The sequence below is a fragment of the Streptomyces sp. NPDC002580 genome (assembly GCF_042889485.1).
Classification (GTDB): domain Bacteria; phylum Actinomycetota; class Actinomycetes; order Streptomycetales; family Streptomycetaceae; genus Streptomyces.
Genome location: NZ_JBIAQZ010000009.1, coordinates 315,583 through 334,720 on the forward strand (window position 1 = coordinate 315,583; position 19,138 = coordinate 334,720).

General features: G+C 71.1%; 11 protein-coding genes. 6 read left to right on the forward strand and 5 right to left on the reverse strand.

What is annotated here, in order from left to right; translation table 11 throughout:
• The first annotated feature begins 234 nt into the window (after positions 1-234).
• On the forward strand, positions 235-1,092 hold the full coding sequence (locus ACFYW7_RS27395) for a GNAT family N-acetyltransferase (protein ID WP_389506959.1): 858 nt from the start codon (positions 235-237) through the stop codon (positions 1,090-1,092).
• Here the strand turns inward: ACFYW7_RS27395 and ACFYW7_RS27400 are convergent.
• From ACFYW7_RS27400 to ACFYW7_RS27410, 3 genes are all read right to left on the reverse strand, one after another.
• Positions 1,070-1,828: a class I SAM-dependent methyltransferase gene (locus ACFYW7_RS27400; protein WP_389506961.1), complete on the reverse strand. Its 759-nt coding sequence runs from the start codon at positions 1,826-1,828 to the stop codon at positions 1,070-1,072. The genes ACFYW7_RS27395 and ACFYW7_RS27400 overlap by 23 nt on opposite strands.
• Positions 1,812-6,131, reverse strand: coding sequence for an aminotransferase class I/II-fold pyridoxal phosphate-dependent enzyme (locus ACFYW7_RS27405; RefSeq protein WP_389507242.1), 4,320 nt, complete (start codon positions 6,129-6,131; stop codon positions 1,812-1,814). The genes ACFYW7_RS27400 and ACFYW7_RS27405 overlap by 17 nt, the downstream gene beginning before the upstream one ends.
• A gap of 340 nt (positions 6,132-6,471) precedes the next feature.
• Positions 6,472-7,227, reverse strand: a complete 756-nt coding sequence (locus ACFYW7_RS27410) for a TetR/AcrR family transcriptional regulator (RefSeq protein WP_389506963.1) — start codon at positions 7,225-7,227, stop codon at positions 6,472-6,474.
• 158 nt (positions 7,228-7,385) lie between these two features.
• On the opposite strand from ACFYW7_RS27410, the gene ACFYW7_RS27415 reads away from it, so the two are divergent.
• The 3 genes from ACFYW7_RS27415 to ACFYW7_RS27425 all read left to right on the forward strand — a co-directional run bounded on the left by ACFYW7_RS27415 (position 7,386) and on the right by ACFYW7_RS27425 (position 12,850).
• Positions 7,386-10,166, forward strand: coding sequence for a DegT/DnrJ/EryC1/StrS family aminotransferase (locus ACFYW7_RS27415; protein WP_389506965.1), 2,781 nt, complete (start codon positions 7,386-7,388; stop codon positions 10,164-10,166).
• A complete protein-coding gene (locus ACFYW7_RS27420; RefSeq protein ID WP_389506967.1) occupies positions 10,166-11,215 on the forward strand; it encodes an LCP family protein in 1,050 nt (349 codons plus the stop codon). The genes ACFYW7_RS27415 and ACFYW7_RS27420 overlap by 1 nt, the downstream gene beginning before the upstream one ends.
• A gap of 66 nt (positions 11,216-11,281) precedes the next feature.
• Positions 11,282-12,850: a lipopolysaccharide biosynthesis protein gene (locus tag ACFYW7_RS27425; RefSeq protein ID WP_389506969.1), complete on the forward strand. Its 1,569-nt coding sequence runs from the start codon at positions 11,282-11,284 to the stop codon at positions 12,848-12,850.
• A 1,129-nt stretch (positions 12,851-13,979) separates the two neighbouring features.
• On the opposite strand, the gene ACFYW7_RS27430 is transcribed toward ACFYW7_RS27425, so the two are convergent.
• Both ACFYW7_RS27430 and ACFYW7_RS27435 read right to left on the reverse strand, forming a co-directional pair.
• On the reverse strand, positions 13,980-15,398 hold the full coding sequence (locus ACFYW7_RS27430; protein ID WP_389506971.1) for an O-antigen ligase family protein: 1,419 nt from the start codon (positions 15,396-15,398) through the stop codon (positions 13,980-13,982).
• A gap of 8 nt (positions 15,399-15,406) precedes the next feature.
• The gene (locus ACFYW7_RS27435; RefSeq protein ID WP_389506973.1) at positions 15,407-16,822 is read right to left on the reverse strand and encodes a Wzz/FepE/Etk N-terminal domain-containing protein; all 1,416 of its coding nucleotides are present in this window, start codon (positions 16,820-16,822) and stop codon (positions 15,407-15,409) included.
• 126 nt (positions 16,823-16,948) lie between these two features.
• Between ACFYW7_RS27435 and ACFYW7_RS27440 the strand changes: the two genes are divergently transcribed.
• Together ACFYW7_RS27440 and ACFYW7_RS27445 are read left to right on the forward strand one after the other, a co-directional pair.
• Positions 16,949-18,022, forward strand: coding sequence for a glycosyltransferase (locus tag ACFYW7_RS27440; RefSeq protein ID WP_389506974.1), 1,074 nt, complete (start codon positions 16,949-16,951; stop codon positions 18,020-18,022).
• Entirely contained in the window at positions 18,019-19,062 is a 1,044-nt protein-coding gene (locus ACFYW7_RS27445; RefSeq protein WP_389506976.1) for a glycosyltransferase family 2 protein, read from the forward strand. The genes ACFYW7_RS27440 and ACFYW7_RS27445 overlap by 4 nt, the downstream gene beginning before the upstream one ends.
• The last annotated feature ends 76 nt before the right edge of the window (positions 19,063-19,138 follow it).

The window sequence follows — 19,138 nt, forward strand, 5'->3', positions numbered from 1 at the left end:
TCCATCGGACGGGTGACCGGTGGGCCCTTCTCCCTGTCCGGCGGGCCGGGTCAGTCACCGTCAGGCGGCGAGAGCTCCGACCGCAGGCCCGGGCGCGACGGGCGCGTGTGCCGCAGTGGCCGAATCCCTTCCGGTGCGGGGGAGCCGTCGCTGCGACCGGCGGGGAGATCGGGAAGGATGCTGCGCGTGCGCCCGGCCGGCGTACCCCGTGACCCGTACGCATTGGAGTGCCCCATGACCTCTCCGGGACCCGACGGCCTCGTCGTCAGCCAGGCCTCGCTCGACGACTGGAAGGTCGTCGGCGGCTGGGCGGCGGACGAGGGATGGAACCCCGGACTGTCCGACCATCCGAGCTTCTTCGCCCAGGATCCCGGGGGCTTCTTCATCGGACGCGTCGACGGGGAGCCGGTCTCGGCCGTCTCGGTGGTCAACCACGGCGCCGACTTCGCCTTCCTCGGCTTCTACCTCGTACGCCCCGATCTGCGCGGCAACGGCTACGGACTGGCCACATGGCGGACCGCCCTCGCCCACGCGGGCGACCGGACCGTCGGCCTCGACGGAGTGGTCGCGCAGCAGGACAACTACCGCAGGTCCGGATTCGAACTCGCCCACCGGACCATCCGGTTCGGCGGTGTCGCCCCGGTCGGGGAGAAGCCGTCGGGGGTGCGGGCGGCGGAGCCGGCGGACCACGCGGCGATCGCGGCGTACGACCGTGCCTGCCACCCCGCCGACCGGCCGGCTTTCCTGGAGTCGTGGCTGACCGCCCCCGGGCACCGGGCGTTCGTCCGGCACGCCGACGGCGGTCGGCTGAGCGGCTACGCCGTGCTCCGTCCGGCCCGGGACTCCCTGCGCGTCGGCCCGTTGTTCGCCGACGGCGACGACGACGCCAAGGCGCTGTTCACCGCGCTGGCCGTCGAAGCGGGCGGGAGGGCGGTCGCCATCGACGTGCCGGAGACGAACGAGGGGGCCGTAGCCCTCGTGGAGAAGCTCGGACTCACCCCCTCCTTCGAGACGGCCCGCATGTACACCGGGCCGGTCAGGGCGTTCGCGGGGGAGCGGGTCCACGGGGTCACGTCGCTGGAACTCGGTTAGCCGGACGGGCCGCCGTCACGCCGGTGAGCAGGACCATTCCGGAATCACCGTAGTCCGGCAGAGTCGGATCGGAACGGAGGTGGTCGACCGTCAACTGTTCGGTGAGCGGAGAGAACACCTCGGTGATGACGTCCGTGTCCACAGGGCAGCCGGGCCAGCGCGACGCGGCGCCGATCCGGTAGGTGGGCATGTTCTCCATGAAGGCGGCGACCAGGTGTCCGCCCGGCACGACACAGTCGGCGAACCGGCGGCAGAACTCCTTGAACTCCTCGAAGTCCTCGGTGGCTCCCTCGGCCACGAAGTGCATGGAAGCGAGTTCGTAGCCGCCGGGTGCAAGGGACCTGAGGTCGTCGTGCACGAGACGTACCGAGGACAGCGATTCCTCCAGAGTCACCGGCACATCGGGGTTGAGGCTGCGGCACAGTGCGTGGAAGGGCAGCCAGCTCCGGTCGGGCGCCCCGTTCAACTGCCGTCGCAGATAAGCGGTGTTGGAGGCACCCGCCTCGACGGCGTCGATGCGTCGGCTCGCGGCTGACGCGAGGATCAGTGGATAGAGGTTCGGTCCCGCCCCGATCTCCACGGACCGGCCGACACTGCCGGGTGCGAACCCCCGGTAGAACGCGCAGTGGTGGGCGATGACCGCCGCGTCGGCGGGGTGCAACTCGCGGTAGTTCTCCGCCAGATAGTCCTCGACGGGCCAGCTGTCCCAGTTCACGTCGTCATTGTGGACCGCCATCGCGGACTCCGTCCCTGGGCCGCAGCTGATGGCGCTCGGCCAGCATGCTCAGGGCGTCGTTGAGCCGATCGACATCCTCGTCGGAATTGAGCGCGGTGAGCTGGGCCCGGAAACCCACCCGGTCGCGTGGCACGAGGGGGTAGGCAGCCAGAGTCACGTAGATGCCGTTGTCCCACAGGAAGCCGGCGACCTCGTCCAGGTCGTCCGCGTCGGCCAGGGGGATCTCCACGATCGGCAGACGGTCCGTGTTGAGCGTGCCGACCCCGATCTCCTCCAAGTGGTCGAGCACACGGACGGTCTTGCGGTACAGATCGGCGCGGATCGCGTCCCCGCGGCGGTCGTTCACGTCGAGGCCCGCCATCGCCGTCGCGAGCGAGGCGGTGGGTGAGGGGCCCGAGTAGAGGTAGGGCGCCGCGGCGGTCTTGAGCCGGTCCTTGAGCGGGGTGGGCAGGGCGAGGAAGGCCAGCAGCGACGAGTACGCCTTGGAGAAGCCGCCGACGAGCACGATCCCGTCGTAGGACTCTCCCGTGTGCCGCACGACGCTGTTGCCCCGAGCGCCGTACGGACACGTCTCGTGCGGTCCGCGTTCCCCGATGACACCGAAGCCGTGCGTGTCGTCGATGTACAGCGTGGCGTTCCGAGCCCGGCACACAGCGGCCAGGCTCGGCAGGTCGGGGATGTTCCCGCTCATGCTGTTCACGCCGTCCAGACACACGAGCCGGGGCAGACCGTTCGGCACCTCACCGAGCATCGCGTCCAGTTCGTCGGGACGTTCGGCGACGAACCGCTGGAGCGTCGCACCCTGCCCGCGGGCCCCCACGCATCCGTCGAACACGGTCCGGTGCGCCGTGGCCTCGACGAAGACGTGGCCCTGATCGGCCAGGACCGGGATCACCGAGGCGTGGATGAGGGTCGCGGTGGGGAGCAGCAGCGTGTCCGGCGCGCCGAGCAGGTCGGCGAGCCGTTCCTCGATGTCGGGATACAGGCGGGGGCTGCCGATCAGCCGGGACCAGCTCGGGTGCGTCCCCCACCGGCGCACCGCCGGCTCGATCGCTTCGATGATCTCCGGATCGCAGTCGAAGCCCAGGTAGTTGCAGGACGCGAAGTCGATCAGCCAGTGGTCTCCGCTGCGGATGTGCCGACCGCGCACCTCGTCCAGGACCGCGTCGCTCATCGGGCTGGTCCGGCGCAGGTGTTCGAGATCGCGCCAGCGTCGGGAGCGGCGTGTGCTCCCGGACTCCGGCGTCCCGGACAGGGCGGGCCGCTTCTCGCGGGGGCCGATGAGGGGCTGAGGGCGCCCGTTCTCGCGCCCGGCCGCCCCAGGAGCGCCACCGTCCCGGGCGCCGTCCCGCTGCTTGAGCAGGAACTCGCTCTGCTGCAAGGTCATCGGGCGCGCGAAGAGAAAGCCCTGTCCGAAGCGGCATCCCATGCCGGCCAGCAGATCCCGCTGCGCCGGGTCCTCGATCCCCTCGGCGATCACCTGGATGCCCAGGGTGTCGGCGAGGCTGACGATGCCCTCCACCAGTGCGACCTGCCGGGTGTCCAGCGCGATGTCGTCGATGAACGTCTTGTCGATCTTCAGCACGTCGACGGGGAAGTCCCGCAGATAGCGCAGTGAGGAGTATCCGCTGCCGAAGTCGTCGACCGCGATGTGCACCCCGAGGTCCTTGAGCGAGTACAGCATCGCCTGGATCTGGGCGTCCCGGCGCATCAGGACCGTCTCGGTCAGTTCCAGCTGGAGCGACCCGGGGGCGAGGCCCGGGGTCGCCAGCGACCTGCGGACATGGTCGAGGAAGCCGCTCTCCCGGAACTGTCTGGGGGACACGTTGACGCTGACGTACGGCGGGTCCGCCCCGTTGGACAGTTGTTGCAGGCCGGCCATGTCGCTGGTGGCGTTCGTGAGGACCCAGGCGCCCAGCGACGCGATGTGCCCCGTCTCCTCGGCGAGGGCGATGAACTGTTCCGGCGGAACCGGGTCGCGCTGGGTGTGCGGCCAGCGCGCCAGGGCCTCGAACCCGACGATCTCGCCCGCGCCGATGTCGACTACGGGCTGGTAGCGCAGGGTGAACTCGGACCGTGCCATCGCGCCCTCGAGACGTTCCTGCAGATCGTGCCGTTCCACCATCCGCGCGCGAAGGCGTGGTTGGAACCGGCGCCACTGCCGTTTGCCCGCCGCCTTGGCCGCGTAGAGGGCCAGGTCGGCGTGGCCGAGGAGTTCCTCGGCGTCCCCGCTGTCCATCGCGGTGGCCACGCCCACGCTCGCGGACACGCTCAGCGTGCCCCCCTGAAGAGTGAACGGCCTGCTCAGCGCCTGGATCACCTGCGCCGCGAGCAGCTCGGCGTCCAGCGGCTTCTTCGCGTCCTCCATCAGCACCGCGAACTCGTCACCGCCGAGTCGGGCCGCCGTGTCGGTACGCCGCAGGGTTTTCGACAGCCGTTCACTGACGGCGGTCAGCAGGTGGTCGCCCGTCGAGTGCCCCATGGTGTCGTTGACCATCTTGAAGTCGTCGAGGTCGAGGAAGAGCAGACAGGTGAGGGTCGCTCCCCGGCGGCTGCGCAGCAGGGCGCGCTCGATCCGCTCCAGGAGCAGGGTCCGGTTGGGCAGACCGGTCAGCGGGTCGTGGAAGGCGCGCTCCGTCAGCTCTTGCTCCAGGCGCCGTTGCTCGGTCACGTCCCGCAGGGTGACGACCAGGCCGCGCACCGTGTGGTCCTCGCGCAGGTCGCTGCAACGCGCCTCGACCTCGATGCGGCCGCCGTCGCGCAGGACCCACCAGTGGTCGTGGGTCTCGGGTATCCGTCTGGTCCGCATGGCCTCCAGCCCCTTGACGACGCGTTGCCGGTCGCTGGAGTCGACCAGATCGGGCAGTGGCGTACCGGACAGTTCCGTCCCGCCGAAGACGGCTCGCGCGGACGGACTCGCGTAGCGCAGGGTGTTGTCGTCCTCGACGATGAGGATGACGTCCGAGGCATTGCGCACCAGCGTGCGGAAGTACGCCTCGCTCTCCTTGCGGATGATCTCCTGGCGCAGCGCGATGCGTTCCGTGGCCAGACCGGCGTGCGAGGCCAGGATGTCCAGCGAACTCCGCATCTCCCGGAGCTGGTGCTCCGGACCCGCCGCCATCAGCACGCCCGGCAGTTCTCCGGCGGGCTCGTCGGGCGGGATCATGGGGCAGACCAGAGTGGTCGGCAGGTCGTTGAGTCTGTTCGAGATGTCCTTCCCGAGCCCGGCCGTGGGCGCCAGGTACGAGTGGCGTGTCGCCAGCCCGTTCGTGTACTCGGCCGTCAGCACGAGACTCCGGTGATCGACCTTCGGTCCGAACAGGGAGCTGACGGTCCTGGTGCATGCCTGCTCGACATCCTCGGGCCGGGTCGCCGCGACGAGGGACGTCGCCGCCGTGCGCAGCGCCAGCTCCCGGGCGACGGCGTTGCGGTGGGCGACGACCATCCCGGACAGCCGGAGGATCACCAGCAGGAAGAGCGCGGCGGAGAAGACCGCGATCACGGCGGCGTCGACCGTGTCCCCCCGTCGTCCCTCGTACAGCAGGATGCCGGGCGCCACCAGGGTGGCCGCGGCGAGCATCAGAAGGCGGCGGCGCGTCGGCCGCAGGGACTCCTGGCGTTCCACGGGACGGGTCAGTTCCACCATCGAGGGATGCAGTCCGGCGAGTCCCCAGGCCGTGTAGAAGACGATCCAGCCGGCGTCGAGCACGGTCCCGGCCTGCCACAGTTCGTTGAGCTGGAGAATGCCGTAGAGGACGTCGAAGCCGAGCAGGGTCGCGGTTCCCACCGCGAGGAGCTGCAGGGAGCGGTTGCGGCCGGAATCGGGGCTCGACGACAGCAGCCGGGCGAGCATCACCAGGACGAGGACGTCCCCCAGCGGGTAGGCGATGCTGATGGCCCGCTGCTGCCAGGTCATGCCGTCCACGTGGGTGAGCGGCTGCACCAGGAAGACCCAGACCGGAAGCGCGAGAGCCAGGGCGAAGATCAGCGCGTCGAGGAGGCTCGGCAGGTCGTGTCCCGGCCAGCGGTAGCGTACGAGGCCGTAGAGCCCGGCGGCGAAGAGCGGATACACGACGAGGTAGCAGGCGTCGGCGGGGGACGGGAACGGGTTGTCGAAGGCGAAGTAGGCCTCCATCACGTTGTAGGACGTGTCCCCGGCCGCGAACGCCAGCAGCCCCGCGGCGAGCAGCCACCACGGCCACCGGTGGGCGGGGCGGTGGACGTGGACCCCCGTGAGGACGGCCGTGACGCCGCCGAGTCCGATCAGGGCCCACAGGGGTGGCCGCGTCGCCGGAACGGTCATGTAGACGAGTGTCGTGACCGCCACCAGCAGGGCGTACCCGCCTGTGAGGCGATGTGCCCGCAGCAAGCAGAACCGCCTCCCTACGTCGGACGGCACAGGACCGTTCGCCGGGTTACGGGGCTCTGTTGATCGTGGCACGGGCGAACGACCGCTGCATCTCCGGACGGGGACCGGCACGGCCGGCAGCCGACGCCCGGGGTCCGGGGTCCGGTGCGAGCCGACCGCCCGGGCCCATCGCCTCCCCGCGCTGGTGGAACCCGCATTCGAGACTGCTCGTCCAGGCCCTGTCGTCACCTTCCCGTCATCGCCCGCGGGGCAGGCGGGAAGGTGACGACAGGGCCTAGGGCCGTGCGAAGCGGTCCAGCAGGGCGTCCAGTCCGGCGGCCAGGCCGTCCGGTCCGCCCCGGTCGGCGAGGGCGGCGGCGGTCTCGCGGAGCCTGGGCAGCTCCTGGGGCGGCATCCGGTGCAGTCCCAGACGGAAGGCGGGGTCCGCCTCCTCGGGGTTGTCCACCATGGCGCGCAGTTCCACGGAGACATAACCGAGGACCCAGCCGGTGAAGGCACGGAACACGGCCGCGGAGCGGACGCGGTCGAGCCCGCCGTCCTGGAGCAGGACGAGCACCCGTTCGTGTTCCTTGAGCACGGCGAGGGGCCGCCGGGCGAGCGGCACCGCGAGCATGCGGGTGGACAGCAGGGGCACGACCTGAGGGTGGGCCAGGCAGACCTCGTACGTGGCGCGCGCGATCCGGTGCAGCTGAGCGCGCCACGCGGCCGGCCCGGCGTCCCCGGACCCCGGGTCCGGGCCTGGACCGGCGGACAGGCGCTCCTCCAGTTCGAGGTAGAGGGCCTCCACCAGCCCGTCCAGCAGCGCGTCCTTGCCGTCCGCGTACCGGTAGAGCGCCATGGCCTCGACACCGAGCCGGGCGCCGAGCCGGCGCATGCTCAGCGCGGACAGGCCCTCCTGGTCGACCAGGTCCAGGGCGGCGGCGAGGACCCGCTCCCGGCTCAGCCGGCCGTAGTGGCCCCGGTCGCTCGCGCGCCGGGCCGGCGCCGCGGTGGGCTCACCGTCCTTGCCCCGTGCGTGCTCCTTGCTCATGCCCTGCCTCCAGACGGCCCGCCCGCTTCGCGTTCTGCTCGCGTTGACTCTATGCACCTATGGGGGCAAGGTGTATGTATACAGCGTAAATATACGCCATTCGGACCAGGGTGGCGTCGCCATTCTTCCCCAACGGAGTCGGTACCGGGGAGCGGAACATGACAGTTGATCGGACGCGGCCCCGCAAGGAACCGGGGGAGACCGCCCGGATCGCCCCGAACGGGGTGTCGCTCAGGGGCGCCGACCGGCGGCCCGCGGCGGAGCCGGACGTTCCCTTCGCCGTCACCCGGATCAGCCCGGAGGCCCGGAGCGCGGCCCAGCGCGTGCTCGCCTCGGGATGGGTGACCACCGGTCACGAGACGGAGCTCTTCGAGAAGGAGTTCGCGGCGCACGTCGACGCCGACCACGCGGTCGCCGTCAGCTCCTGCACGGCGGCGCTGGAACTGTCACTACGCGCTCTGCGGCTGCCGCCCGGCGCGAAGGTCCTGCTGCCGGCCGTGACGTTCTGCGGAGCCGCGCAGGCCGTTCTGCACTCGGGCCTGCAGCCCGTGCTGGTCGACGTCGATCCGCGCACCGCCATGCCGGACCCGGACACCGTCGCCCGAGCGGCGAGGGCCTGCGGATGTCCCCACGCCATGATGGTCATGCACTACGCGGGTGCCCCGGCGCAGGTGACCGAGCTGGCACGGGCCGCGCGGCTCCCGCTGACCCATGTGATCGAGGACGCCGCCCACGCCCTGGGCACCCTGGTGGGTGAACAGCCCGTGGGAAGTCTGTCGCGCGCGACCTGCTTCAGCTTCTACGCCACCAAGAACCTTCCCATCGGCGACGGCGGCATGGTGACCACGGACGACCCGGCGTTCGCCGAGCGGATCCGGCGATCGAGGCTCCACGGGATGTCCGCCGACGCCTGGCGGCGGAACCTGCCCGGAGGCAACTGGCGGTACACCGTCGAGGAAGCGGGCCTGAAGGCCAACATGACGGACGTACAGGCAGCGGTCGGACGCGCCCAGCTCCGCCACCTCGACGCCTGGCAGCGCCACCGTCACGCCCTCGCGAGGCGTTACGCGGCATCCCTGGAGGCCGTCACCGGCATCGAGCCCCTCCACGTCCCGGGCCCCGGGCGGCACGCCTGCCACCTCTACGCCGTGCGGGTGACGCAGGAGTACGGGAGGGGCCGGGACGAGCTGATCGAACTGCTCGCCGAGCGGGGCATCGGCACATCCGTCCACTTCATCCCGCTGCACCACATGCCGTACTTCCGGAGCACCACGACGATTCCGCCCGGCGGGCTGCCGGGAGCCGACGCGCTCTTCCCCCAGTTGCTGTCCCTTCCCCTGCATCTCGACCTCACCGACAGCGACGTGGACCGGGTCTGCGAGGAACTGGCCCGGTTCGCCCCGAAGCGGCACCCGACGGCTCCTCCCCCGCCCGCCCCCACCGCCGATCGGTCCGAGCCGCCACGGTCCACCGGGCTGCGCACCCTCGTGATCGGAGCCGGGGAGGCCGGACAGGCACTGGCCCGCGATCTGGGCCGGACCCCGCAGTTCGGGCTCGCTCCCATCGGCTTCCTCGACGACGATCCGGCCAAACGCCGCGCTGCCGTCATCGGTGAACTGCCCGTCCTGGGCGAGGTGGACACGGTCCGGGAGGCCGTACTCGCCCACCGGATCGAAGCCGTGGTCGTGGCCATCCCCGGCCTGGGCCGGGACCGCTTCCGCCAGGTGGTCCGCGCGGCCGAGGCCGCGGGCGCGAGCGTTCGCTACCTCCCCTCGTTCATCGCGGCCCTGCGCCGCGACGTGGTGGGCAGCGACATGCGAGCCCTGGACGTGCATCAGCTGATCGGGCGCACCGAGATGCACGTGGTGAGTCCCGAGGCGCGCTCCACGGTCGCCGGCAGGCGGGTCCTGGTGACCGGCGCCGGCGGTTCGATCGGCAGCGAGCTGTGCCATCAGGTGCGCGCCTTCGGCCCCAGCCGCCTCTTCCTGCTCGATCACGACGAGTCCAACCTCCACCGGCTCCAGCTGGAGCTGTACGGCGACGCGCTGCTCAGCGACGACATCGTGATCTCCGACATCCGTGACCGTCCCCGGATCGACCAGATCTTCCGCGAACTGCGTCCCGACACCGTCTTCCACGCCGCCGCGCACAAGCACCTCCCCCTCCTCGAACGGCACCCCTGCGAGGGGGTGAAGTCGAACGTGCGGGGAACCGAGAACCTGGTCCGGGCCGCGGTCGACGCCGGAACCCAACGCTTCGTCCTGATCTCCACGGACAAGGCGGCCGATCCGGTGTCGGTGCTCGGCGCGACGAAGCGGCTGGCCGAACTCATCGTGCGCGACGCCCAGCGAAGCGCCCCGGACGGAGCCGTCTTCACCGCCGTCCGCTTCGGCAACGTGCTGGGCAGCCGGGGCTCGCTGCTGTCGGTCGTCGCCGAGCAGCTGGGATCCGGTTCCCCCGTGACCGTCACCCATCCCGACGTGACCCGGTTCTTCATGACCGTCGAGGAGGCCGTCGGGCTCGTCCTGGAAGCGGCGCGCATGGCCAGGGGCGGCGAGGTGTTCGTGCTGGACATGAGCGGTCCCGTACGCATCGTGGACCTGGTCCGCAGATTCGCCCGCTCCCTGAACGTGCCGGACGTGGACATCCGCTTCACGGGCCTGCGGCCGGGCGAGAAGCTCAACGAGACGTTGTTCTCCATGCAGGAGAACCGGACACGGACCGCGCATCCGCGCATCCTCGCCGCGACGTCCTCCGCCCCGCGGGAACGCCGAACCGCGCTGACCACGGGACTGACCGCGCTGTACGCCGCAGCGGAACGAAATGACACCGCCGCGGTGCGCCGGGCCCTGGCGGGGTTCTTCCCCGGCTTTCCGGCCGTCGCGTCGGACCGGCAGGCGTGCGCCGTCATGGCCGATCCCTACCCGGACGACTTCTGATGCCCGCGAACCGTGAGTGGACCCAGTGGCCGTCGAGGCCGAGCCCCGGGGCGGACACCCGGCCGCGGCACCGGATCCTGCGCACCGTGCTGGTCTGCGGTCTCGTCGCGGTGCTCGGGCTGCTGGGTCTCGTCGTCGGTGGAGTCTGGTGGGGGACCAACCACTACGGCGACCAGGTGGCCCGCATCCCCCACGCGTTCCCGACCGCGTCGCGTCCCCCCGGGACGAAGGGGGCCGACGCGGGAACGACCTTCCTGCTGGCCGGTGTCGACAGCCGTTCCCGACGTCCGACGACCGGCAGCGACGCCACGGCGGACCTCTGGAAGCCGGGGGCGCAGCGGAGCGACACCCTCATGCTGGTCCACCTCGACGCCGACGGACACGCCGCCTACACCCTGTCCATACCTCGCGACAGCTGGGTGCCGATCCCGGGCCACGGCTCCGCGAAGATCAACGCCGCCTTCTCCTGGGGCGGCCCGCCGCTCCTCATCCGCACGGTGGAGCAGCTCACCGGGACCCGCGTCGACCACTTCGGCGTCATCGACTGGCACGGTTTCAAGTCCCTGACCGACGCGGTCGGCGGTGTACCCGTGACCGTCCTCAAGGACTCCTACGACCCCGAACAGCGGCGGCACTTCACGGCCGGCACCCAGACCATGAACGGTGACGAGGCGCTCGCGTACGTCCGCCAGCGCCACGGTCTGCCGGGCGGTGAACTGGACCGGATCAAACGCCAGCAGCAGTTCCTGCGCGGCCTGGTCTCGCAGGTGCGCGGCGGAGTCCGCCTCACGGACCCGTTCGCCACCGACCGCACGCTGGACGCGATCACCCGCACCGTGAGCGTCGACAGCACCATGTCCAACGGCGATCTGCGCAACCTCGTCCTGGGCCTGCGGCATCTGGACGCCTCGGACGCCTCGTTCGGCACGGCCCCGATCGTCCGGTCGCAGATGATCCGCGGTCAGTACGCGCTGATCCTGGACAAGGCCGGACTGCGGGCCCGTTGGCACGCGGTCGAGGCGGGACACCCGCCCGGTGCCGGGCGGTGAGGCACGGTCATGCGCCCCCGCCACCACGCAGGCCGCGCTCCCGTCGGGCCCGTCACGGCGGCATCCGTGACCGAGGGTCCGGACGGGACGGGCGAGGCGTCGGCGGACGACGCGGGTCCGGGGCCCACAGGGGCGGACGGACCGTCACGGCGCCTGTCGTCGGGCATGGGCTACAGCGCGCTCGCCCAGGCGGCACCACTGGTCGTCAATCTGTGTCTCACCCCCTTCCTGATCCACCGGCTGGGTCTGGACCGCTTCGGCGTCTGGTCGCTGATCCTGGTCTTCCTCGCCACGCTCACCGTGCTCGACGGAGGTGTCGGCGCGTCGCTCGCGCGCTTCCACGCGTACCACGGCGCCCACGGAGACCGGGAGAGCACGGGACGGCTGGTGACGGGCTCGCTGGCCGTCTTCGTCGTCCTCGGCATGGTGGTCACGGGCCTGTGCCTGCTGCTCGCCCCCGTGATCGCCTCCGCCGTGAACGTACCGGACAGACTGGACGGGGAGGCGGAGCAACTGCTCCTGGTCCTGGGGCCGTTGCTCACCCTGGCCCTGGCCTCCAACTCGGCCGTCGCCTTGCTCCAGGCGAACGCGCGCTTCCGCGCGCTGGCCGCCGTCAGCGTGGGCGCGAACGTCGTGTACGCCGTCTCGGTGATCGTCCTGATCGACGGCGGACAGGACCTGCTCCTGCTGGCCCAGCTGACGATCGGCAGATATCTCCTGATGACGGTCGCCGGTCTCTGCGTGGGGGCGCGCTTCATCCGTTTCCGGCGGCCCCTGCTGCCTCCGCGCGCCGAACGCCGTGACTTCGGCGGCTACGCCGTCCGCATGCAACTGTCCGGGTTCACCGTCTTCCTCAACGGAGAGATCGACGCCCTGGTGATCGCCGCGATGCTGCCCGTGCGGTACGTCGGCGTCTACGCCGCCGGCTATCAGGCGGCCACGGGCCTGCGCAGTCTCCCGCTGTACGCCTTTCCCCCCGTCCTCACCCGGATGACCCAGGTCTTCGCCCACGGCGGACTGGCGCGCACGGTGCGGGAGTTCCACGTCCTCGAGGCGCGCTGGCTGCCGGCGGTCCTCACCTACGGGGTGGTGACCACCGCGTCCGTGGGACTCGCCGTCCAGGTGTGGCTCGGCCCCGAACTCGCCCTCAGCGGCGCCGTCGCCGCCGTGCTGCTGGCCGGCTACTCGATCCAGGTCGCCCTGACCGGCATGCGGACCTGCTTCGTGCGCGCGATCGGCCTGCCCGGCTACGAGACGCGCTACTCCTGGCTCTCGACGGCGGTGAACCTCACCCTCACCGTGCCGCTGGTCCTGCTGTTCGGCGTCATGGGCGTCGTCCTGGCGACCGCCATCGGCATCGTGGCCGGTTCGGTGTACTTCGTCGTGCTGTGCCGACGGCTGGCGGGACTGCGTGAACGGCGACTGCCCGCCCGCTGGTGGCCCGCCACCTCGGCGGCCGCGCTGGTGGCCTGTCTGGGGAACCTGCTCGTCCTGCGGCTGGGGTGGCACGGCGTCCTGCCGCTGGTGCTCGCCGGCCTCACCGTCCTGGGCGGCCTCGCGCTCGCCTGGTTCCTGATCCTCCCCGGAGTCGCGGCCGGAGCGCTTCCGGAGGAGAAGGTTCCTCGAACTCCATGAATCCCACCTCGGTGAATCCCACCTCGGTGAATCCCACCTCGGTGAATTCCACCTCGGTGAATTCCACGAACTTGCATGAACCCCATGAACAAGGAGGAGATGACGATGGTCACCGTGGAGCGAGAGGCCGAACGGCCGACCAGGCCGCGGCGCGTGCTGATCGTCGCCCAGTTGGACGGCTTCGCCAACAGCGTCAAACCGCGGGCGATCGAAGAGTTCCTGCGCGGTCGCGGCCACGACGTGCACCTCGTCGACACCAACTGCCTGGCCAGGGCCTCCAGCGAGCCGGGTTCCGTCGGCCGGCTGCTGCCGGGGTCCGTGCGGCCCAGGAAACTGGCGCTGTACGCCAATGACGTGGCGTCCAAGGTGCTCACCCGCCGCTGGACGTTCGGGCGGCGGCATCTGTCGTACTACGTGCTGCGGGCCGATCACCGGCTGCGGCGCGAGATCCTCGCGGACGAGCTGCGGCTCGACGACTTCGACCTCGTCATCTGCGAGACGCCCTTCGACGCGGGCGTGCTGACCACCGGCACTTCGGCGGGCACGCTGTACGACTGCCCCAACCCCTGGGCCGACGAGGTGTTCTACGAACACCGGCTCACGAACCGTCAGCACGCACGGTTCCGACGGTGGGAGACGCGCTTCCTGGACGAGATGGAGCACCTCTCCTTCTCCTGGGAGTCGTACGGGCGCTACGCCCGCGAGCACTACGGAATCAGCGGACGGAACTTCGTCCAGCTCAACTGGGGATGCACTCCCGCGAAGGAGCGGGCCCGGTTCGCCGAGCCGCCCCGCGTGGCCTACCTCGGATCGCTCAGCTCACGGTTCATCGACCTTCCGTTGCTCGCGCGCCTGAGCCGGAGGTTCCCGGGCATCCACGTGTACGGAGGGCCGCCGCCCGATCCCGCGCTCGGTCTCGACTACCGCGGCTACGCGTCCTCCGACGTCCTGCGGCAGTACCAGTTCGGGCTGATCACCTGCACCCGGGATCTGCTGCGCCGCGAGGGATTCTCGGCCAAGCACCTGCACTACCTGGCGCACGGTCTTCCCGTCCTCGTCCCCGGCTGGCGGCGCCATCTGGACCTGCTGCGCGGATCCGTGCCCTACACCGAGGAGTCGTTCGCCTCCGTCATCGGTGAGTCGAGCGACCCGGCGAGGTGGGAGCGGTTGAGCGACGAGGCGTACGAACAGGCGCGGCGGCTGGACTGGAACCGGACCCTGGAACCCCTGGAGCGGCTGCTCGCCGCACGGCCGTAGGCACGAGCACGGCGGCGACGAGGGCGAACGTCAGCGAATTGCTGATACTGAACGACCAGGGGCGTTCCAGGACGGAGGTCAGCAGGACGGGCAGCAGCACGCTCGCCGCTGCGGGGTAGCCGGGGAAACCGCCCCGCGTGAGCAGGACGACGAGCAGGAGCAGGAAGAGGGCCAGGGCGAGGAAGCCTCCGGCGTACAGAACGTCGATCCACTGGTTGTGCAGGGACGGTGAGACGGCCGCGGGGATCTCGCCCGCGGGGTACTTCGCGGCCCACGCCTTGCCGCCCAATCCGAACCAGGTGCCGTCGTGGAGCTCGTTCCTGGCCGTGTCCCAGATGACGGCCCGGTCTCCGAGGGTGTCGGCGCCCGGGTGGTGGAACGGCGCGATGAGGCCCACCGCGGCGGCGACACCGAGAACCGGTGCGGTGAGCAGCACACGCCCCGTCGAGACAGTCCGGTCCGACGTGCCCGCCTCGTCCGGAAGACGCGGGTGCAGCACGATCAGGAAGGCCAGGGTGGCGAAGGCGGTCGCGGTCGCCAGTCTGCTGCCGCTGGCGACGGCCACGAAGGCGACGTAGGAGGCCAGCACGACGCGGACGGGCCCGCGCAGCCCCAGCCAGACGAACGGGATACCGACGACCAGCAGCAGGCTGAAGATGTTCTCGTTGGTGAACACGCCCGCGTAGAGAATGCCGAGCAGGCCGCAGGGGTTGTCGGACCGGCACTCCCGCAGGACGGTGGCCGGCTCGACCAGCGCCTCGATTCCGCCCAGCACCGTGGAGAACAGGACGGCGGCCGCCCCGCCGAGGAACGCCGAGCGTCCGGGACGGGCCACGGCAGCCGCCAGCAGGGCCGCGAGCAGGACGAGTTGGCGGGGTGCGAGGAGTTCCAGTCCGTGGAGGCCGTCGGAGAAGGCGAGCAGCAGGGCGATCCCGAAGGCGATCAGCGGTGCGACGCGCACCTGCGCCCGGGCGAGGAGCAGCCGGTGCAGGAAGAAGGCGAGGCACGCCGCGAGCAGGAGGCCGTTGGTCACCGACCCGATCCGGTTCACCCAGTCGGGGAGACCGATCACGGTGTCGCCCAGCGAGTCGAGCCGCTCCGGACGGCCCATGTGCACCACGTACAGGATGGTGGGCAGGTTCGCCAGTACGCCGACGGACAGGACCATCGTGGCCGTGAGGTCCCAGTCCCCGAAGGCGCGGGCGCGCCGGAACGCGACCGTCGTGGGGATCAGGGACAGCAGCGCCAGGACCCCCATGAGGAGTGCCATGTCGGACTGATGCTGCGTCATCCGGTGCCTCACCCGGTCCGGTCGTGGTGCGGGCCCGCACCGGGTGCCACCGTCCGTGCCGTCGAGGGCGCGTGGCTGTGCTGCCGGGTGCGGTTCGGCCGCTCCGGTTCCCGGCGTGGGCGCCGGTCGGAGGGTGCCGCGGTGAGGACCGCGCCCAGGATCCGCGCGTCGACGGCCGAGAGGGTGTCGAGGGCGCGAACGGCGTCGTCGCGGCGGGTCCTCCCCGCCCGGACGACGAAGAGCGCGCCTCCCGTCATGGAGGCCAGGGCGGCCCCGTCGGCGAACGGAAGCAGCGGTGGGCTGTCCACCACCACGAGATCGCCGTCGGCCTCCAGAGCGCCCATCAGCCGGGTCATCTCCGGCGAGGACAGGAGGGTGTTCGGATCCGCCGGGACCGGGCCGCACGGCAGCACCCGTATCCGCCCGTCGTCCCAGCTCTCCAGGGCGTCGTAGAGTTCGGTCCCCCCGCCGAGCACACCGACGAGACCGGGACCCTCCCGCAGGCCGAGCCGCTCGGCCAGACAGGGCCGGCGCAGATCCGCCTCCAGGAGGATCACGTTCTGGCCGGTGCGGGCGACCGAGGTCGCCAGGTCGATCGCGGTCCGCGTCCGTCCCTCGTCGGGCAGCGCGCTGGTCACCAGCAGCGAGCCGGGGAGGCTGCCTCCGGCACCGAATCTCAGCCGCGTGCGGAACTGGTTCAGCGCCTCCGTCCGCGGTGTGGTCCCGGCGGACGGTTTGGCGTTCGGCCGGCTCGGGTCGGGCGGCGGCAGCGTGCCCACCGTGGCGAGGCCCAGATGGGTCCGCAGGTCACGCCCCGAGCGGAGCGTGGTGTCCAGGGACTGACGCATCACCGCGCCGCCGATGCCCACGACCAGCCCGGCGAGCACCCCGATGGCGATGTTCAGCGTGGGCCGGGGGCTCGTCGGAGCGGACGGCGGCTCGGAGCCGCCGACGACACTGGCCTTGACCAGGGGCGGGGATCCGGCCGGGGCCCCTTCGACGGCGGTGATGTACTTCGTGAACTGGGTGGCCGTCTCGTCGGCGATGTCCTGGGCCAGGGCGGCCGACCCGTCCTGGACGCGGATGTCGACCAGGGTCGTGTCGAGCGGAGCCTGCGCGCTGATCTTCTTCGCGAGCTCCTCGGGTGTCGTCCGCAGCTGGAGCTCGGAGATGACCCCGTTCAGGACCGCGGGGCTCGTGACGATGCGGGTGTAGGACTTGACGCGCTGTTGGGTGAACAGGCCGCCCTGGTAGGCGACGGCGCTGTCCGCGTCACTGGTGGCGACGAAGAGCTGTGCGTTCGCGGTGTAGGTGCGTGGCGTCAGGACCGTCACGGCGACGGCCCCTGCCAGTCCGAGCAGGACACACGTCACGACGAACCGCCACCTCTGGCGTACTACGTCGATGTAGTCGTGGAGATCCATGAAGGCTCCTCCGTGCGGGCCCGGGAGCCGCGCTTGACGTTGTCGGACTGAGGGAGCAATAGTGGGATTCACCTGGATTTACGTTGTAAACATACGGTATCAGCATACGGCGAGGTACGCGGAACCATGGATCGACGTCCGGATCGGCTGGAGCGCTGTGCGGTGACCCCCTACGGCCGGGGGGCCGGCAGCTCCCGGGTCCGTGTCTTCCAGTGGCTGGACCGCGTCGGCGTGGACTTCGCCGTCGGCAGCTATCTCTCGCTCCCCGACGCGGCCCCGTCCCGTCTCGCCCGCCACCCGGTCTCGCTGGTCCGGGCCGAACTCCGCCTGGCCGCCCTCGCGAGCGCCAGGCCGCGACGGCTTCTCCTGCACCGGGAGGCGTCGCCGCTCAGCCGCGGCTGGTGGGAGCGGCGACTGCTGGCGAGCGCCGAGTTCGGCGTGTACGACTTCGACGACGCCCTTCAGTGGGACCGGGGGGAGGGGGGTCTGGCCCGTCGGCTCGCGCCCAAGGCGGGCAAGATACGGGTGGCCGTCCGCCACGCGGACCGGGTCATCGCGGGCAACGCCGTCCTCGCGGAGTGGGCTTCCCGGCGGCATCGCGACGTGGTGGTGATCCCGAGCTGCGTGGCCCTGGAGGACTACACCCGCAAGGACGCGTACGCGGTGCACGACCCGCCCCGGCTGGGCTGGATCGGCTCACCCCACAACGAGGCGTGCCTGAGGTTGATCGCCCCCGCGCTCATGGAGGTGCACCGGCGCACCGGCGCGCGGCTGACGCTCGTCGGCACGACCGAACCGGCCCTCGGCGCCCTCGAGTCCATGGTGGACCGGATCGCCTGGAGCCCGGCCACGCAGCGAACGGCCCTGGCCGCCATGGACGTAGGGCTGATGCCGCTCTCCCGAACCCCCTACGACATCGGCAAGTGCGGCTACAAACTCCTGCAGTACGCCGCCGCCGGCCTGCCGGCGGTGGCCAGTCCGTCGGGCGTCAACGCCGAACTCCTGGCCGGATTCGGCATGCCGGGGGCGTGCTCCCAGAGCGACTGGACCGACGCGATCCTCGGTCTCGTCGGCGCCTCGACGGCCACTCGGGAGCGACTCGGGCGGACCGCGCGGGAGATCACCGCGCGCAGCTACTCGTACGACGCCTGGCTGCCCCGATGGGCGGCGGCGATGGAACTAGGGGTGGGGCCGTCATGACGTCCGGAACAGCGGCGCCGGGAACGCGGACCGTGCCCGCCGTCGACATCGTGATCGTGAACTGGAACGCCGGCCGGCACCTGCGGGCGTGTCTGCGCTCGATCGTCAGGGCGGACCGGTCCGCCCTGCGGGTGGCCCGGGTCGTCGTCGTCGACAACGCCTCCACCGACGGATCGCTCCAGGGTCTCGCCACGCCCGGAGTCCCCTTGGAAGTGGTGCGCAACAGCCGCAACGTCGGCTTCGCGTCGGCCTGCAACCAGGGCGCCGCGCTCTGCGATTCCGGCTTCGTGCTCTTCCTCAACCCCGACACGGAGCTGTACGCCGACGCCCTGCGCGTCCTCGGTGAGTTCCTGCGGACTCCCGCTGCCGAGGGGTACGGGATCTTCGGGGCGCTCATGGTGGACGAGGACGGCCGTCCGCGGATCTCGTGCTCGCGGTTTCCCAGTCTGCGTATCTACATCGGAAAGACGACCGGACTCGACCGGTTGGCGCCCACGCTGTTTCCGTCGCACCATCTGGCGCCGGGGGAGTTGCCGCACTCGGGCCCCGTGGACCAGGTGATCGGTGCCTGCTTCCTGGTACGCCGAACCCTGTTCGACGATCTGCACGGTTTCGACGAGCGCTATTTCCTCTACCTCGAAGAGGTCGACTTCGCCCTGCGGGCCCGGCGGGCGGGGCGGCCCTCCTGCCATGTGCACCAGGCGCGGGTCTATCACGCCGAAGAGGTGAGTTCCTCCCAACTCGGTGTCTGGCGCCACTATTTGATGCTGTGCAGTCGCACCCGCTACGCGTTCCTGCACTGGACGAGGGCCGAGGCGTGGCTGCTCACGGTCCTGAGCCTGTCCCTGGAACCGGTCGCGCGACTGGCGGCGGCGGTGCTGCGCGGACAGCGCCCGGACATCCGCGCCACCCTCGCCGTGCACTGGCGGTACCTGCGCTGGCTGGGTGGCGGCGGCAGGCGGGGCGCGCGCGAAGCGGCCGGGAACGACGGCCGGCGTCCGGCCGGGAGCGTGAGCGGGGCGGCTCCCGATCGGCCTTGACGTCGTCGGACGGAGGGGGCAATCTGGAATTGTCCTAATTTACGATGTAAACGTACAGTATCCACGTGGGGGTGGG

Excerpts from the sequence above, each read along its gene's own strand:
- ACFYW7_RS27435 (WP_389506973.1), bottom strand. The coding sequence starts at position 16,822 with ATGGATCTCCACGACTACATCGACGTAGTACGCCAGAGGTGGCGGTTC.
- ACFYW7_RS27395 (WP_389506959.1), top strand. The coding sequence starts at position 235 with ATGACCTCTCCGGGACCCGACGGCCTCGTCGTCAGCCAGGCCTCGCTC.
- ACFYW7_RS27445 (WP_389506976.1), top strand. The coding sequence starts at position 18,019 with ATGACGTCCGGAACAGCGGCGCCGGGAACGCGGACCGTGCCCGCCGTC.
- ACFYW7_RS27420 (WP_389506967.1), top strand. The coding sequence starts at position 10,166 with ATGCCCGCGAACCGTGAGTGGACCCAGTGGCCGTCGAGGCCGAGCCCC.
- ACFYW7_RS27415 (WP_389506965.1), top strand. The coding sequence starts at position 7,386 with ATGACAGTTGATCGGACGCGGCCCCGCAAGGAACCGGGGGAGACCGCC.
- ACFYW7_RS27430 (WP_389506971.1), bottom strand. The coding sequence starts at position 15,398 with ATGACGCAGCATCAGTCCGACATGGCACTCCTCATGGGGGTCCTGGCG.
- ACFYW7_RS27405 (WP_389507242.1), bottom strand. The coding sequence starts at position 6,131 with ATGACCGTTCCGGCGACGCGGCCACCCCTGTGGGCCCTGATCGGACTC.
- ACFYW7_RS27440 (WP_389506974.1), top strand. The coding sequence starts at position 16,949 with ATGGATCGACGTCCGGATCGGCTGGAGCGCTGTGCGGTGACCCCCTAC.
- ACFYW7_RS27410 (WP_389506963.1), bottom strand. The coding sequence starts at position 7,227 with ATGAGCAAGGAGCACGCACGGGGCAAGGACGGTGAGCCCACCGCGGCG.
- ACFYW7_RS27400 (WP_389506961.1), bottom strand. The coding sequence starts at position 1,828 with ATGGCGGTCCACAATGACGACGTGAACTGGGACAGCTGGCCCGTCGAG.